We start from the raw sequence: 15,380 nt of genomic DNA on the forward strand, positions 1-15,380 counted from the left end.
ACACTTGTAGAGCACTGCACCTTCACCATGACATCATCCAGCGAGAAGCCCCCGCGCAAGGTCATTCCCATCACGCCGGTCGCCGCCGGGGATTCGTCCCAGGCGGAGATGGTGTCGCTGTACGAGGCGCAGAAAAAGATCTACCCGCGCTCCATCAGCGGCCTGCTCTCGCGCTGGCGCTGGGCCATGGTGTTCCTCACGCAGCTGGTCTTTTATGGCCTGCCATGGCTGGAATGGGGGCAGCGCCAGATGGTCCTTTTTGACCTGGGTGCGCGGCGGTTTTACATCTTCGGGCTGGTTCTTTACCCGCAGGATTTCATCTACCTCACGGGCCTGCTCATCATCTCGGCGCTGGCGTTGTTCCTGTTCACGGCGGTGGCAGGGCGGCTGTGGTGCGGCTTTACCTGCCCGCAAACGGTCTATACCGAAATGTTCATGTGGATCGAGCACAAGATCGAAGGCGATCGCAGTGCCCGCCTGCGCCTGGACCATGGCCCCTGGACCTTTGAAAAAATCCGCAAGAAATTCCTCAAGCAGGTGGTGTGGATTGCGGTGGCGCTGTGGACGGGCTTCACCTTCGTGGGCTACTTCGTGCCCATCCGCGAGCTGGGCGCCGAGCTGCTGGCCTTGCAGGGCGGCTGGCAGATCTTCTGGGTGCTGTTCTACGGCTTTGCCACTTACGGCAACGCGGGCTACATGCGTGAGCAGGTCTGCAAGCACATGTGCCCCTATGCGCGCTTTCAAAGCGCCATGTTCGACCGCGACACCCTGATCGTCAGCTACGACCCCGAGCGCGGCGAGCCCCGAGCCCCGCGCAAGAAGGACATCGACTACAAGGCCCAGGGGCTGGGCGACTGCATCGACTGCACGCTGTGCGTGCAGGTCTGCCCCGTGGGCATCGACATCCGCGATGGCCTGCAGTACGAGTGCATTGGCTGCGGCCTGTGCGTGGATGCCTGCAACACCGTGATGGACAAGATGCAGTACCCGCGCGGGCTGATCCGTTTTTCTACGCAGAACGGTGTGGCCAAGCGCTGGAGCCAGTCGCAGATGCTGCGGCGCGTGCTGCGGCCCCGCGTGCTGATCTACACCGCCGTGCTGGTGGCGCTGTGCGTGGCCATGCTGGCCAGCCTGGTCACGCGCACACCGCTGAAGGTGGACGTGGTGCGGGACCGCGCTGCGCTCTCGCGCATCGTGGCAGGTGGCAAGCTGGAGAACATTTACCGGCTGCAGATCATGAATGCCACCGAAGGCCCCCAGCGCTACCGCATCAGCGCACGCGGGCTTGAGGGGCTCGCTGTGGCCTCGGACGCCGAGGTCGAGATTGCCGCCGCCGAGTCCCGCTGGGTGGCGGTGCGGCTGCAGATACCGTATGGCACGGTGCCGCCGGGCTCGCACGCGGTGCAGTTTGATGTGCAGGCCCTGGGCAGCGCCGCCCATGTGACGGAAAAGTCCGTGTTCCTGGTGCCGCGCTGAGCCTGTTTTTTTTGCCACTGATTACCAGGAGTTCACCCCGCCATGCCTGCAAGCCCTACTCTGGAGACCACGCCTGAGCCGTGGTGGAAGTTTGGCCATGTCTGGCTCGTCATTGCCGGGCCGGTCATCGTCATCATTGCGGGCTTTGTCACCCTGTGGCTGGCCGTGTCGCGGCCCGACCCGGTGGTGGCCGAGGACTATTACCGCCAGGGTATCGAGATCAACAAGACGCTCGAAAACCCCGAAAAAAGCCTGGCCCCGGCCATGAAGGGCCGCAACCACGCGGCCACGCCCGTGCAGGACCAGCCGCGCTGAGCGCGCCCCCGGCAGGAGACCGCAAGCATGTGGACGCAACGACTGATGTGGATTGTCTGGCCCGCCTTTTTGACGGCGTGCGTGCTGGAGATGCTGGTGTTTGCCATGGTGGACCCGGAGGACCTGCACTGGTTTGGCCAGCCGCTGGCGCTGTCGCGCCTGGGCGTCTATACCGTGGCGTTCTTTGTGTTCTGGGCGGTGTCCATGGGCTCTGGCGCGCTGACCGCGCTGCTGGCGATGTCGTCGCGGGAGCTGAACCGCGACCAGGTGCCGGGCGACGACGACCCGACCGCCTGAGCCTGTCCCTGAGCCTGTCCCTGAGCCTGTCCCTGAGTCTGCCTTAGTGGCAGGCCTGCTGGCTGTTCACGATGCCCTTGAGCGCATCCGTATCCAGTATGCGCACGTGGCGCTGCTTGACTTCGACAATGCCTTCTTCCACGAACTTGGAAAACGTGCGGCTGACGGTTTCCAGTTTCAATCCCAGGTAGCTGCCGATCTCTTCGCGTGTCATGCGCAGCACCAATTCGGATTGTGAGAAACCCCGGGCATGCAAGCGTTGTACGAGATTCAACAGGAATGCGGCAAGGCGTTCCTCGGCACGCATACTCCCCAGCAACAGCATGACCCCATGCTCGCGAACAATCTCGCGGCTCATGATCTTGTGCACATGGTGCTGTAGTGCCGTTACTTCGCGCGACAACTCTTCAATACGATCGAAAGGCATGACGCATACTTCGGCGTCTTCAAGCGCTACCGCATCGCAAGTGTGACGGTCGCTCACGATGCCATCCAGGCCGATGATCTCGCCCGCCATTTGAAAACCCGTCACTTGGTCGCGACCGTCTTCGGTGGCGACACAGGTCTTGAAGAATCCGGTGCGGATGGCAAAAAGGGATGTGAAGGGTTCACCGTTCCGGAAAAGCGTGCCGCCACGCTTGATCTTGCGTCGTACAGCAACAATGTCATCGATGCGCTTGAGTTGCTGGTCGTCCAGACCCACGGGCATGCACAGCTCACGCAGATTGCAGTTTGAGCAGGCAACTTTGATGGTCTGGAGATTCGTATGCATGGGAACCCTGTTCATGGCTTGAGCTTACCTCTGAACGGCTGGGAGACATGGAATGCCGTAGGCCGTTGGACGACTTTGAGCCGAAGTCAAATTGTCGCCACAAGGACCTTATGGGCGCTTGATCAACGTCAAGGACTCATGGGGGACTCTACGGCACAGTGATGTGAAAGTGCAAGGAATCCCGTCATGACCGTTGTTACAACAGAGCTCCTGCGTCGCTTTGACGTTCCAGGGCCGCGCTACACCTCTTATCCGACTGCTGATCGCTTTGTCGAAGCCTTTGGAGAGCGGGAATACATTCTTGCGCTGCAGCAGCGTCGCGTGGGTTCGGTAGCCAAGGCGATGCCTTTGTCGCTTTATGTCCACATCCCGTTTTGTGAATCGCTGTGCTATTACTGCGCGTGTAACAAGATCATTACTCGGCATCCAGAGCGGGCAGAGGTCTACTTGCGTTACCTCAGCCGTGAAATCGACCTGCATACGGCGCACTGCGGTGTGGGTCAGCATGTGAGCCAGCTGCATTTCGGCGGAGGCACGCCTACTTTTCTGACGGATGACGGTTTGCGCGAACTGATGGGCATGCTGAGGCGCAGTTTCGTCCTCGTTCCGGGGGGGGAGTACTCCATAGAAGTGGACCCTCGGACCGTGGATGAAGCGCGGCTGGGATTGTTGGCGGAGCTGGGTTTCAATCGCCTGAGCTTTGGCGTGCAGGATTTCGACCCTGAAGTACAAAAGGCCGTGCACCGCATTCAGCCTGCCGAAAAGGTGTTCGCGTTGGTCGATGCGGCTCGGAAGCTCGGGTTTGAATCGGTGAACGTGGATTTGATCTACGGGCTGCCGCGCCAGACACCGGAGTCGTTTGATCGCACCTTGGAGCAGGTAGCCGAGCTGCGGCCAGACCGGATCGCGCTGTATGCGTACGCTCACTTGCCAGAACGCTTCAAATCGCAGCGACGCATCATCACGGCCGAGTTGCCCATGGCTTCGGCCAAGGTGTCCATGTTGGCCCGGTCACTTGATGTGTTCCAAGAAGCCGGCTACGTCTACGTGGGCATGGACCATTTTGCGCTGCCAGACGATGCGCTGGCGGTGGCCAAGCGGCAAGGCAGGCTGCACCGCAACTTCCAAGGCTATAGCACGCAGCCCGATTGCGACCTGATTGGTCTGGGCGTTTCTGCCATCGGGCGCGTGGGCGCTACTTACAGCCAAAACGTGAAAACGCTGGACGAGTATTACGACTGCATTAACCAGGGGCATTTGCCTGTGGTGCGCGGGCTGGCGTTGACCAAGGACGACTTGGTGCGTCGCGCAGTCATCATGGCGTTGATGTGCCAAGGTGAGTTGCTGTTTGAGCCGTTGGAACAGTCTTGGCTGATTGATTTCCGCAGTTATTTCGATGCGGAATTACAGCAACTGCAAGAAATGGCGGCTCAGGGCTTGGTGAAAATCAGTGATGAGGGCGTTGAAGTTACGCCCATGGGGTGGTATTTCGTGCGCGGCGTGGCCATGGTGTTCGACAAGTATCTACAGGCTGACCGCAACCGCGCTCGCTTTTCCCGGATTATTTGACCCATGCTGTGGACGCTGGCCACGACGGCCTTCCTGATGGGGTTGATGGGAGGGGCACACTGTTTGGCGATGTGTTCTGTTCCCTGCGCGGCGCTTACGGGGCTGGGTGGCACGCCGGACGCCACCCACACCATTCAATGGGCGTCCCGTCGCGGAATCTTCCAACGGGTAGCGCAGTTTCACGTGGGGCGCCTGATCGGTTACGGCGCCGCAGGGGCGGTGGTTGCGCTGGCCATGGAGCAACTCGCATGGCTGGGGCAAAGCACCTCGGCATTGCGCCCCCTTTGGACGCTGATGCACGTGCTCATCCTCGCGTGGGGCGGGATGATGATGGTGCAAGCGCAGCAGCCGTTGTGGGTTGAGCGGGCGGGGCGTGCTGCCTGGGCGAAGGTCAAGCCCTTGGTCTCTCGGCCTGGCGGGCTCCTGACCGCGGGTGTGGCCTGGGCGCTCCTGCCATGCGGCCTGCTGTATACCGCACTGTTGACTGCCGCACTCAGCGGAAGCGTGCTCCGCGGAGCCTTGTGCATGGTCCTGTTTGGCGTGGGAAGCGGTGTATGGCTGGTGCTGGGACCGTGGACATTTGGCCGCATTCGCGCTTGGATCGGCGTGAAGGGTGGGGCGTGGGTGTCTCGGCTGGCAGGTGGCGTGCTTTTTTCCCTGGGTGCATGGGCGCTATGGATGGAGGTTGTCCATGGGCAGCCGGCGCCGTGGTGCGTGCCCTGAAAACAGCGTTTTTTGGAACCACAGCGGCTCTGCGAAGCATGCCGTGGCAAGCGAATGGTGCAAACCGAGACGCTCAGGCGTGACGTATCGCTGTCAGATCTCTACCAGCGGAAGTGACGAGTCTGTTCTCATCGACGTGGAGAAATCCAGCTACGCATCGCTGCCTTACTGGATGCGCCATCGTGCGTATGAGGGCGCGCTGCGTGTCGGCGTGATTGCCGAAGGACTGGGAAACGCCCGAACCACGCCAGGATATTTGCCATCGGTGCGACGACTACCAAGGTCTGCTCTGTGCCTTGCAGATGGGTGGGTTGCGCGCGCTGGCCGCGGAGCGCCGGATTTTCTGAGCAGGTATTGAGGTCACTGGCACTCACCCGGAGCGAGGGCGCAAGCGATTACCGGAGAAAAGGTGTCTGCGAATGCCGCCGGACCGGCATCCTGAACCGGGGGTTCAGGTGGGCGAGGGCAGCCAGGCGTTGGGTTCATCTGACGCGAGATGATCACGCTCACCGGGCGATGTACCAAGCCCGTGCTCAATGAGCATTGGTTCAAGGAAATATAAAGCCCGGCAGCACCGCAGACATGTTCATTGTAGTGGGCTGCCCGTGTGCGGCCAGGGGCCAGGCTTTTGCCGTAATGGTTATAGGAGGCGCCCATCCTCGCCCAGCGCCTCGTCCAGGCGCAGGAGCAACTGCTGCACGCGCTCATCGCTGTCGTGCACGTGCGGCGCGACCGGGGTGGGGGCCATGCGCGCAGGGGCTGAGGCGGCTGCCAAATCGGCGGCTTCGCGGTCGGCGATCTCGAAAGCCAGGTTGAGGGCCGCCAGCACGGCGATGCGCTCGCGCGCGCGTACTTTGCCCGCGTCACGGATGCGCGTCATGGCGGTATCCACGCGCTCGACCGCCTCCAGCAGGCGCGACTCCTGGCCGTCCGGGCAGGCCAGGAGATAGCTTTGCTGGAGGATCTGTACCTCGATCTGCTTCATGGCGCGTCTTTCGTCTCGGCAGTGCCGGGGAGTTCGGGCTCGGCAGGCAGGCGGTCCAGCAATGCGTTCACGCGGGCACGGGCCGCCTGCAGGCGGGATTGGAGGGAATCGCGCTCCTGGGTGAGCGCCGCGACCTGTTGCGCCAACAGGGCATTGGTGCGCTGCAACTCGGCATGGCGCAGCAGCAGCCGCTCAACGCGCTCGGCGATCTGGTCGATGGAAGAGGGGGAGGCCATACGCTGCCGATTGTAGGGATCGGCGTGCGAACCATCGTAAAATTGCGCAGTTGGTGCTAGCGGCGTGGTTCACATGCCGCAGTTCAACGGGAAGCAGGGAGGGGCCCTCCGCCATGGAGTGCGTCCTGTGCCTGCGCTGCCCCCGCAACGGTCAGCGGATGAGCCGTACTTCGGCTCCCTCTTCATTGACAAGCCACTGAGCGCCTTGAACAAGCGTTTGGGAAGGCGATGCAGAGCGTTCCGCCAGCCCGGATACCGGCCAACGAGGTGGCTCCGCGTTTCCTTTTGTGAAACCTGGGCCGTTATGCCCAGGTGCCGACGGGGAGGTCGGCCGTGGCGATCTCTCTGTTTGCCCCACATGACAAACACCCGTCCGTTCAATGTGCGCTTGAGTGCGCTTTCCGTGCACGCGCGCGTCGCCGTGCTGCCGCTGGCGCTGGCCGCCGCTTTCCCCGCCGTGTCCCAGACCCTGCTGGCCCAGGCAGCCACAGAACCCCAACTGCGTGAAACCGTCATCACGGCAACCCGCGTGGCCCGGCCGCTGGCCGACATCGTGTCCGATGTGTCCGTCATCGACCGTGAAACCATCGAGGCCAGCGGCGCGGTAGGCGTCATTGACGTGATCTCGCGCCTGCCAGGCGTGCAGATCACGCGCAATGGCGGCCAGGGCAGCAGTGGCAGCGTCTACCTGCGCGGCGCGGAGTCGCGCTTTACCGCCGTGTACCTGGACGGCGTGCGCCTGGACTCGCAATCCACCGGCGGCGTGGTGTGGGAGCAAATCCCGTTGTCGCAGATCGACCGCATCGAGGTCGTGCGCGGGCCAGCGGCTGCTGTGTACGGCTCGGATGCCATGGGAGGCGTGATCCAGCTCTTCACCAAAAGGGGTGAGGGTGCGCCGGCGCCCTACGTGGGCGTGGGCCTGGGCAACCAGGGCACGCGGACGGTGCAGGCCGGCGTGAGTGGCGGCACCGAGCAGGTGGACTATGCGCTGGGGCTGTCGCATGAGCGCGCCGATGGCTTCAGTGCCCGCGTAGGCTCCGCCTACAACCCGGACAAAGACGGCTACCGCCGCACCTCTGCCAATGCCCGACTGGGCGTGCAGTTCGACACGACCCATCGCCTGGAGGGCACGCTGCTGGCCAGCAACCTCAACTCGCAGTACGACGGCAGCAAAACGGCCGACGACCGCAATCACCACCAATTGCGCACGGCCAGCCTGGCATGGCTGGCCAAGTGGAGCGACGTGTACAGCACGCGCTTGCAGGTCACGCGGGGGCAGAGTGAATACAGCACCCGGCCCAACTTCTACATGACCGAGACCACGCTGCACAATTACCTGCTGCAAAACGAGTGGCGCCTGGGCGCGCATCTGTTCACAGCCGCGCTGGAGCGCCGCGAGGACGAACTGCACAACCCCGCCACCGAGTTCGTGGGCGACCTCCGGCGTGACCGCTCACAGAACGCGCTCGCGCTGGGCTATGGCCTGAACCAGGGCGCCCATACGCTGCAGGCCAACCTGCGCTATGACGACGACAGCGAGTTCGGCGGCAAAAGCACGGGCAGCCTGTCCTATGGCTACGCCATTACGCCGCAGTGGCGCGTCACCGCAGCGGCCGGCACGTCCTTCCGTGCACCCACGCTCTACCACCGCTTCAGCGAATACGGCGCGCCCGACCTGCAGCCCGAGAAGGGGCGCAACGTGGAGCTGGGCGCGCGGTGGACGCAAGGAGAGAGCAGCGTGGGTGTCGTGGCGTACCGCAACCGCGTCAGCAACCTCATCAATTTCGGCGCCGCGGGCCGCTGTGATTCCAGCTTCGGCTGCTACGAGAACGTGGGCCGCGCCGAGTACAAGGGCGTGACGCTGTCGGCCGCGCACCGCATCGCGGGCGTGTCGCTGCATGGCTCCATCGACTGGCAGAACCCGCGTAACCTGGACAGCGGCAAACTGCTGGCGCGCCGTGCCAAGCGCTACGCCACGCTGGGTGCCGACACCTTGGTGGCAGGCTGGACGCTGGGGGCAGAGCTCTACGCATCTGCGCGCCGGTACGACAACGCGGCCAACACCAACGTACTGGGCGGCTACACCACGCTCAACCTCTACACCAGCAAGCGCGTGGCGCGCAACGTGACGCTGCTGGCCCGCGTCGACAACCTGGCCGACAAGGACTACCAGTTGGCGCGCACCTACGCCACCGGCGGCCGCACGTTCTACGTGGGCCTGAAGTGGGCGCCGCAGTAACGTCATCACCGACTGCCACACCATGAGCCGCTGTCCCGCCCTGGTCATCGCCGCGCCCGCCTCTGGGCAGGGCAAGACTACCGTCACCGCCGCTTTGGCGCGCCTGCACACACGCCAAGGCCGGCGCGTGCGGGTGTTCAAGTGTGGGCCCGACTTCCTGGACCCGCACTGGCACCAATTGGCCAGCGGCGCCCCCGTGCACCAGCTCGATCTGTGGATGACCGGCGCGGCAGATTGCGCGCAGCGCCTGCGCGCCGCGGCGGCCGAAGCAGACCTGCTGCTCATCGAAGGGGTGATGGGATTGTTCGACGGCGAGCACAGCGTGGGCGACCTGGCGCAGCGCTTTGGCATACCGGTGCTTGCGGTGGTGGATGCCTCTGCCATGGGGGGCACGCTGGGCGCCATCGTGCATGGGCTGCGGCACTACCGTGCGGGCTTGCCATGGGCCGGTGTCTTGGCCAACCGCGTGGCGGGCGACCGCCATGCGCAGATGCTGCGGGACGGCTTGGCCGACGCTGCGGACTGGCTGGGTGCGCTGCCACGGGTCGTGGGTGACGCTGCGGGCGGCAGGGAGCCTGGTGGCCTTCTGCCCGAGCGGCACCTGGGACTGGTGGCAGCGCACGAACTGCCCGATGCCCTGCAGCGGCTGGACGCCGTGGCCGATGCGCTGGCCGGCACGCCCCTGGGCCGCATGTCCGCCGCGGACCTGCAGCGCTGGGCAGTGGACTTCGGCGGCACGCCCGTGGGCGGTGCCGCCATCACGCCGCTGCTGGCCGGCCGCACCGTGGCCGTGGCGGCGGATGAGGCTTTCTGCTTCATCTACGAAGCCAACATCGATACCCTGCAGCAGCTGGGCGCGCGCGTGGTGCGCTTTTCGCCGCTGCGCGACGCTGCGCTGCCAGCCTGCGACGCGCTGTGGCTGCCCGGCGGCTACCCCGAGCTGCACGCCGATGCGCTGGCCGCCAATACGGCCATGCGCGACAGCCTGCAGGCGCACGTGGCGGCGGGTCGGCCCGTGTGGGCGGAGTGCGGCGGCATGATGGCGCTGCTGGAGTCCATCACCCTGGCCGACGGGCGCCGCGTGCCCCTGTGGGGGCTGCTACCGGGTCATGCCACCATGCAGCGGCGCCTGGCCGCGCTGGGGCCGCGCGCGCTGCGCATGGGCACGCATGAGTTGCGCGGCCACACCTTTCACTACTCGGTCACCGACAGCCCGGCCGCCGTGTGCGCACGCGCCCAGCGTCCGGACCCTGCAGGGGCACCGGACGACGGTGAAGCCGTGTACCGCCACGGCAGCATCCACGCGAGCTACTTTCACGCATGGTTTGCGTCCAGCCCGCAGGCGACCGCAGCCTTGCTGGGCGCGGAGGCGGGGCCATGAACGCGGCGCCGCAGACCACCATCGCCCGCAGTGAACTCATCCTGGGTGGACAAAAGAGCGGCAAGTCGCGCCGCGCCGAACTGCTGGCGCGCCAGTGGCTGCAGGCCGCGCCGGCACACCGCGCGCTGCTGCTGGCCACCGGCCAGCCGTGGGACGACGAGATGCGTGCGCGCATTGCCCGCCACCAGCGCGAGCGTGCCGAGCGTGTGCCCGGCCTGCAGACCGTGGAAGAGCCGCGCGATCTGGCCCACGCCCTGGCGTGCCACAGCACCCCACAGACCCTGATCGTCGTGGACTGCCTCACCCTGTGGCTCACCAACTGGCTCATGCCGGCCGACCCCCAAGATGTAGAGCAAAAACAGCCTCTAGCGCCCGATTGGCAAGCGCAGGCAGCTCACTTTTTTGAAGCGTTGACGCACGCGCCCGGCCCCGTGGTGCTGGTGGGCAACGAGATCGGCCTGGGCGTGATCCCCCTGGGGCGCGAAGTGCGCGCCTTCGTGGACGCGCTGGGCGCCCTGAACCAGCGCGCGGCGGCAGCCTGCCAGCGCGTCACGCTGATGGCGGCGGGCCTGCCGCTTGCCCTGAAGGACGCACCATGATGCCTCTTCGCTGGCGCCGCCAGCTTGCTGCCGCCGGCTGGCTGCTGGGCCTGCTGCTGGCCTTGCCCAGCGTCCACGCAGTAACCATCACCGACGACCGGGGCCGCGCGCTGCGATTCGACCAGCCGCCCCAGCGCATCGTGAGCCTGCTGCCGTCGCTGACCGAGAGCGTGTGCGAGCTGCAGCGCTGTGAGCGCCTGGTGGGGGTGGACCGCTACTCCAACTGGCCCGCGTCCGTGCGGCGCCTGCCCCAGGTGGGCGGCGGGCTGGACCCGAACATCGAGGCCATCGTCGCGCTGCGCCCGGACGTGGTACTGCTGTCCGTCAGCAGCCGCGTCAGCGACCGGCTGGAGGCGCTGGGCGTGAAGGTGCTGGCGCTGGACCACAAGACCCATGCGGACGTGCGCCGCGTGCTGGGGGTGCTGGGTGAACTGCTGGCCGTTCCGCCGGAGCACGGCGCGGAGCGCGTGTGGCGCGTGATCGATGCCGCCGTGCAGGCCGCCGCGCAGTCGCTGCCGCAGCGCGCGCGCGGGGCGCGGGTGTTCTTCGAGGTCAGCCGCGGCCCCTATGCGGCGGGGGCCAGTTCGTTCATCGGCGAGACGCTGGTGCGCCTGGGCGCGCGCAACGTGGTCCCGCCCGAGCTGGGGCCCTTTCCGCGCCTCAATCCCGAGTTCGTCCTGCGCGCACAGCCCGACGTACTGATGGTGGCGAACCGCAGCATGCAGCCCATGACCCAATACCCAGGGTGGAACCACCTGGCCGCGGTCAAGGCGGGCCGCGTGTGCGACTTCGGCCCCGAACTGTCAGACGTGGTGGTGCGCCCCGGCCCGCGCATGGCCGAGGCCGCGCGCATCATGGCCCGTTGCCTGGCGGAGAAGTACGAATGAGCGCGCGCCTCCCGCAGCCCTCTACCATGGTGGCGACCACCGCCATGCCAGCCACCTATGCCACCTCCTTGCACCCCGACGCCAGCGGCCGCCGCGCGCGCTGGCTGGGCCTGTGGCTGCTGGCCGCCAGCGTGGCCCTGCTGCTGCTCGGCGCCAGCGTCGGCAGCACGGGCTTTGGCAGCTTGCTGAACCTGCGCGGCGACCCGCTGGCGCAGCAGATCGTGTGGGACATCCGCCTGCCGCGCACGCTGGGCGCATGGCTGGCCGGAGCGCTGCTGGGGCTGGCGGGCGCCATTGCCCAGGGGCTCTTTCGCAACCCGCTGGCCGACCCGTACCTGCTGGGCAGCGCGTCGGGCGCGGCGCTGGGCGGCGCCGTGGCCATGGCCGTTCTGGGTGTGTCGCCCAGCACGGCGAGTTGGCTGGCGCGACTGGGCGTGACGGGCTTGGCCTTCGCGGGTGCTGCGGGCGCCGTGCTGCTGACGCTGGTGTTGGCCCGTGGTGTGCAACACACGCTACGCCTGCTGCTGGCGGGCGTAATCGTGGGCGTGGTGCTTGGCGCTGCGCGCGACCTGATCCAGGTGGCGCAGCCCGCCATTCTGGAGCCGATGCAGGTCTTCACCATGGGCAGTTCGGCCTTCGTGGGCTGGCAGGCCTGCGCCATCATGGCTGGCGGCTGGCTGCTGTGTGCCGCCACGGCCTGGGCGTTGTCGCGCCTGCTGGACGGGTTGATGCTGGGCGAAGCCACGGCCGCCAGCCTGGGCCTGCCCATCGTGCCCATGCGCGCTGGGCTGGTGCTGGCGCTGGCCCTGGCCACCGGCACGGCCGTGGCGCACACCGGGCTGATTGCCTTCGTCGGGCTGGCGGCGCCGCACCTCGTGCGATCGATTGCGCGCGTCACCCACCAGTGGCACGTATGGCTGTCCAGCCTGATGGGCGCGGTGCTGCTGCTGGCCGCCGACATCCTGGCGCGTTGGGTGGTGGCGCCGCAGGAACTGCCCGTGGGCGTGCTCACCGCCGCGCTGGGCGGCAGCTACCTGCTGTGGCTCATGCACCGCCGGGTGCTGGGAAGCTCGCTATGAAGAACATAGCTGTTAGCGCACGCCAGATAAGCGCCAGCATCGCAAATGCCTCTATGTTGCGCGGCATTGACCTGGACCTGCCCGCTGGCCGCTGGACCAGCGTGGTCGGCCCCAATGGTGCGGGCAAGTCCACGCTGCTCAAGGTGCTGGCAGGCCTGCTGCGCCATGCGCGTGTGCAAGGACGGGTGCAGTTGCTGGGCCGCGCGCTGGCCGACATTCCCCCGCGCGAGCGCGCCCGCCAACTGGCCTGGCTGGGCCAGAACGAGTCCGCCGCCGAAGACCTGCCCGCCTACGACGTGGCCATGCTCGGCCGCCTGCCGCACCGTGCCTGGATGGCGCCGGCCAGCGATGCCGACCATGCCGCCGTGCAGCAGGCGCTGCACACTACACAGGCGTGGGACTGGCGCGACCGTCCGCTGTCGGAACTGTCGGGAGGCGAGCGCCAGCGCGTGCTGCTGGCGCGCGCGCTGGCCGTGCAGGCGCCGGTGCTGCTCATGGACGAACCCCTGGCCAACCTGGACCCGCCGCACCAGACCGATTGGCTGCACACCGTGCGCGACCTGGTGGGGCAGGGCGGTACCGTGGTCAGCGTGCTGCACGAGGTATCCATCGCGCTGCAGGCCGACGACATGCTCATCATGGCCGCCGGCGGCGTGGTGCACCACGGGCCATGCCAGAGCACGGCCACGCACGCCGCGCTGGAGCAGGTGTTCGAGCGGCGCATCCAGGTGCGCGAGATCGACGGCCTGTGGGTGGCGCTGCCCCGCATGGAGCGGTGAACGCGCTGCGCCCCTTTTCCCTTGAACCCCTTGCGGCCGGCGGCCGGCCGCAGAGGGCATGGAGTGTGAACGCATGAATTTGGACGCCGGTTTTGCCCAGATCGCGCAGGTGCTGCTGTGGCCCGTGCCCGTGCGGGTGGCACTGGCCTTTCTCCGTGCCCTGTGGATGCGCGGCGCCATGCGCATGCAAGCCTGGCAGCGCTGGCGCCTGCCGCATCACCGTTCGCTGCGCGTGGCGCCGGGGCTGCCGATGGAGGAGCTGGCGCTGCAGTTGGTGCGCCACATGCGGCCTTCCAGGCGCGGCGTGCTCCATCGTTTCCCGTGACGGCTTGTTTTCCCCAGACTTCTTCTTGAGGCATTGCATGCAGATTGAAACTCCCCCCACCGAGAAACGCTACGACAAGGCCGAAGGCGAGCGCCGGGGCCTGGTCATCGTCAACACCGGCGACGGCAAGGGCAAGAGCACGGCGGCCTTCGGCCTGGCGCTGCGCGCGCATGGCCGGGGCAAGGCCGTGAAGGTCTTCCAGTTCATGAAGGTGCCCGGCGCCCGCTTTGGCGAGCACCGCATGTTCGAGCAGATCGGCCTGTCCATCGAAGGCCTGGGGGACGGCTTCAGTTGGAAGAGCAAGGACTTGGACCACTCCGCCCAACTGGCGCGCGACGGCTGGGCCAAGGCCCGTGCGGCCATCCTGTCGGGCGAGAACTTCCTCGTTGTGCTCGACGAAATCACCTATCCCCTGATCTATGGCTGGCTGCCACTGCAGGAGGTGCTGGACACCCTGGCGGCGCGGCCCAAGGACGTGCACGTATGCCTGACGGGCCGCCGCTGCCCCGAGGAAATCATCGCCATCGCCGACACGGTGACGGAGATGAAGCTCATCAAGCATGCGTTCCAGGCGGGCATTCCCGCGCAGCGCGGCATCGAGGACTAAAGGGGGCGCCGCGCCATGCTGTATGCGCAGACCATGCCTACCCCGCTGGGCGAGATGCTGGCCGTGGCTTCAGACCGGGGGCTGTGTCTGCTGGAGTTCGTGGGGCAGCCGGGTGTGGAGCGTGAGTTGGCCCAGGTGCAGGCTGCTCGCGGTGACGTCCTGCAGGAGAAGGGCAATGCGGTCACCGTGCTGCTGGCCAGTGAGTTGGCGGAATACTTCGGGCGCCGCCGCCGCGTGTTCGGTGTGCCGCTGGACCTGGTGGGCACGCCATTCCAGATCGCCGCGTGGCAGGCGCTGCTGGCCATCCCTTACGGCGAGACGCGCAGCTATGCACAGCAGGCGCGGACCATCCGCCAGCCCACGGCCACGCGCGCCGTCGCTGGGGCCAACGGGCAGAACAAGGTCTCCATCGTCGTGCCCTGCCACCGGGTGATCGGCAGCAACGGCAGCCTGACCGGCTTTGGCGGCGGCCTGCCGCGCAAGCGTGTGCTGCTGGCGTTGGAAGATACTTCCGCGCAGCGCGATTGGTTGAACGAGACGCCGTAACGGCCCCCACGCCCACACCGCCGCCGAACGCGCGGCCTTTTATCGCGCCATTGGCGCGCACCGCCAGCGCCGTCCAGAACCTTTGTCTGCAGCGCGAGCGCGGCCGCGTGCCGCTGGCACCGGTTGGTCCATGACGGCGAATGGGGGGTGCCCGGCGACCGGTGGCGTTGATGGCGGTGCGTGCCCACGGCAACACTGCCGAATATGCAGCCATGCTGGCGCTTCTGAGCTACCTGCTGGGTCAGCGGAGTTCGGCGGAATGGGTCAGCTGGGTGATGGTGGGCGTGACCGCGTCGCGCTATCTGTTGGTGATGGGCGTGTTGGCTTCTGCCACGTTGGCGCGTCCCAACTCTTTCCGTGCCGTGGGGGCGCTGGGGACCTATGTTGGCGGTACCGTACTCGCATTGGCGTTGCTTTTTGCAGCGGCATAGATGTGCTGCGCAACGGTCTTGGGCCGTTGTGTTTCGGGAGGGGCACCACGCACCGGCCATGAAAGAAGTGGTGCCAGGCGCACGCGAACCATGTCACTCGGCACACGCGCGCCTGAAGCTGCTGGAGGCGCTAC

18 protein-coding genes and 1 riboswitch are annotated in these 15,380 nt (G+C 66.4%); of the genes, 15 read left to right on the forward strand and 3 right to left on the reverse strand.

Annotated features, from left to right (window positions below; all coding sequences use genetic code 11):
• Positions 1 to 27 precede the first annotated feature (27 nt).
• From ccoG to OX89_RS12085, 3 genes are read left to right on the forward strand one after another with little or no spacing between them, the layout of a single operon-like run.
• Positions 28 to 1,476, forward strand: coding sequence for a cytochrome c oxidase accessory protein CcoG (gene ccoG, locus OX89_RS12075; protein ID WP_047350782.1), 1,449 nt, complete (start codon positions 28 to 30; stop codon positions 1,474 to 1,476).
• A gap of 42 nt (positions 1,477 to 1,518) precedes the next feature.
• Positions 1,519 to 1,791 carry a FixH family protein gene (locus tag OX89_RS12080; RefSeq protein WP_047350783.1) on the forward strand — a complete coding sequence of 91 codons (273 nt, stop codon included), beginning with the start codon at positions 1,519 to 1,521 and terminating at the stop codon, positions 1,789 to 1,791.
• 27 nt (positions 1,792 to 1,818) lie between these two features.
• Positions 1,819 to 2,088, forward strand: a complete 270-nt coding sequence (locus OX89_RS12085; RefSeq protein ID WP_047350784.1) for a hypothetical protein — start codon at positions 1,819 to 1,821, stop codon at positions 2,086 to 2,088.
• 43 nt (positions 2,089 to 2,131) lie between these two features.
• Here OX89_RS12085 and fnr read toward each other — a convergent pair whose 3' ends face one another.
• Entirely contained in the window at positions 2,132 to 2,875 is a 744-nt protein-coding gene (fnr, locus tag OX89_RS12090) for a fumarate/nitrate reduction transcriptional regulator Fnr (RefSeq protein ID WP_047350785.1), read from the reverse strand.
• Positions 2,876 to 3,046: 171 nt separating this feature from the next.
• On the opposite strand from fnr, the gene hemN reads away from it, so the two are divergent.
• Both hemN and OX89_RS12100 read left to right on the forward strand, forming a co-directional pair.
• The gene (gene hemN / locus OX89_RS12095) at positions 3,047 to 4,429 is read left to right on the forward strand and encodes an oxygen-independent coproporphyrinogen III oxidase (protein WP_011804527.1); all 1,383 of its coding nucleotides are present in this window, start codon (positions 3,047 to 3,049) and stop codon (positions 4,427 to 4,429) included.
• Between the two features lie 3 nt (positions 4,430 to 4,432).
• Positions 4,433 to 5,152: a sulfite exporter TauE/SafE family protein gene (locus tag OX89_RS12100; protein WP_047350786.1), complete on the forward strand. Its 720-nt coding sequence runs from the start codon at positions 4,433 to 4,435 to the stop codon at positions 5,150 to 5,152.
• Between the two features lie 640 nt (positions 5,153 to 5,792).
• Here the strand turns inward: OX89_RS12100 and OX89_RS12105 are convergent.
• Positions 5,793 to 6,137 (reverse strand): cell division protein ZapA, encoded by a 345-nt coding sequence (locus OX89_RS12105; protein ID WP_047350787.1) that lies wholly within the window; start codon positions 6,135 to 6,137, stop codon positions 5,793 to 5,795.
• Positions 6,134 to 6,373, reverse strand: a complete 240-nt coding sequence (locus OX89_RS12110) for a hypothetical protein (RefSeq protein ID WP_015912724.1) — start codon at positions 6,371 to 6,373, stop codon at positions 6,134 to 6,136. Before OX89_RS12110 ends, OX89_RS12105 begins: the two co-directional genes overlap by 4 nt.
• 34 nt (positions 6,374 to 6,407) lie before the next feature.
• Positions 6,408 to 6,652: riboswitch (cobalamin riboswitch) on the forward strand.
• Between the two features lie 79 nt (positions 6,653 to 6,731).
• On the opposite strand from OX89_RS12110, the gene OX89_RS12115 reads away from it, so the two are divergent.
• The 10 genes from OX89_RS12115 to OX89_RS12160 all read left to right on the forward strand — a co-directional run bounded on the left by OX89_RS12115 (position 6,732) and on the right by OX89_RS12160 (position 15,246).
• On the forward strand, positions 6,732 to 8,612 hold the full coding sequence (locus OX89_RS12115) for a TonB-dependent receptor domain-containing protein (protein WP_047350788.1): 1,881 nt from the start codon (positions 6,732 to 6,734) through the stop codon (positions 8,610 to 8,612).
• A 22-nt stretch (positions 8,613 to 8,634) separates the two neighbouring features.
• Positions 8,635 to 9,993, forward strand: coding sequence for a cobyrinate a,c-diamide synthase (locus tag OX89_RS12120; protein WP_047350789.1), 1,359 nt, complete (start codon positions 8,635 to 8,637; stop codon positions 9,991 to 9,993).
• Positions 9,990 to 10,592: a bifunctional adenosylcobinamide kinase/adenosylcobinamide-phosphate guanylyltransferase gene (locus tag OX89_RS12125; RefSeq protein ID WP_199856239.1), complete on the forward strand. Its 603-nt coding sequence runs from the start codon at positions 9,990 to 9,992 to the stop codon at positions 10,590 to 10,592. The genes OX89_RS12120 and OX89_RS12125 overlap by 4 nt, the downstream gene beginning before the upstream one ends.
• Positions 10,589 to 11,479 carry an ABC transporter substrate-binding protein gene (locus OX89_RS12130; protein ID WP_047350790.1) on the forward strand — a complete coding sequence of 297 codons (891 nt, stop codon included), beginning with the start codon at positions 10,589 to 10,591 and terminating at the stop codon, positions 11,477 to 11,479. Before OX89_RS12125 ends, OX89_RS12130 begins: the two co-directional genes overlap by 4 nt.
• 44 nt (positions 11,480 to 11,523) lie before the next feature.
• The gene (locus OX89_RS12135) at positions 11,524 to 12,558 is read left to right on the forward strand and encodes an iron ABC transporter permease (protein ID WP_187148609.1); all 1,035 of its coding nucleotides are present in this window, start codon (positions 11,524 to 11,526) and stop codon (positions 12,556 to 12,558) included.
• Entirely contained in the window at positions 12,555 to 13,337 is a 783-nt protein-coding gene (locus OX89_RS12140; protein WP_047350791.1) for an ABC transporter ATP-binding protein, read from the forward strand. Before OX89_RS12135 ends, OX89_RS12140 begins: the two co-directional genes overlap by 4 nt.
• A gap of 73 nt (positions 13,338 to 13,410) precedes the next feature.
• Positions 13,411 to 13,662, forward strand: a complete 252-nt coding sequence (locus OX89_RS12145; RefSeq protein WP_157497435.1) for a hypothetical protein — start codon at positions 13,411 to 13,413, stop codon at positions 13,660 to 13,662.
• 37 nt (positions 13,663 to 13,699) lie between these two features.
• On the forward strand, positions 13,700 to 14,269 hold the full coding sequence (cobO, locus tag OX89_RS12150; protein WP_047350792.1) for a cob(I)yrinic acid a,c-diamide adenosyltransferase: 570 nt from the start codon (positions 13,700 to 13,702) through the stop codon (positions 14,267 to 14,269).
• Positions 14,270 to 14,284: 15 nt separating this feature from the next.
• Positions 14,285 to 14,815, forward strand: coding sequence for a methylated-DNA--[protein]-cysteine S-methyltransferase (locus tag OX89_RS12155; protein WP_047350793.1), 531 nt, complete (start codon positions 14,285 to 14,287; stop codon positions 14,813 to 14,815).
• Between the two features lie 170 nt (positions 14,816 to 14,985).
• Positions 14,986 to 15,246 (forward strand): MAPEG family protein, encoded by a 261-nt coding sequence (locus OX89_RS12160; protein ID WP_199856240.1) that lies wholly within the window; start codon positions 14,986 to 14,988, stop codon positions 15,244 to 15,246.
• Positions 15,247 to 15,380: the final 134 nt, after the last annotated feature.

It is taken from the genome of Diaphorobacter sp. J5-51 (assembly GCF_001023515.1).
Lineage (GTDB): Bacteria > Pseudomonadota > Gammaproteobacteria > Burkholderiales > Burkholderiaceae_C > Diaphorobacter > Diaphorobacter nitroreducens.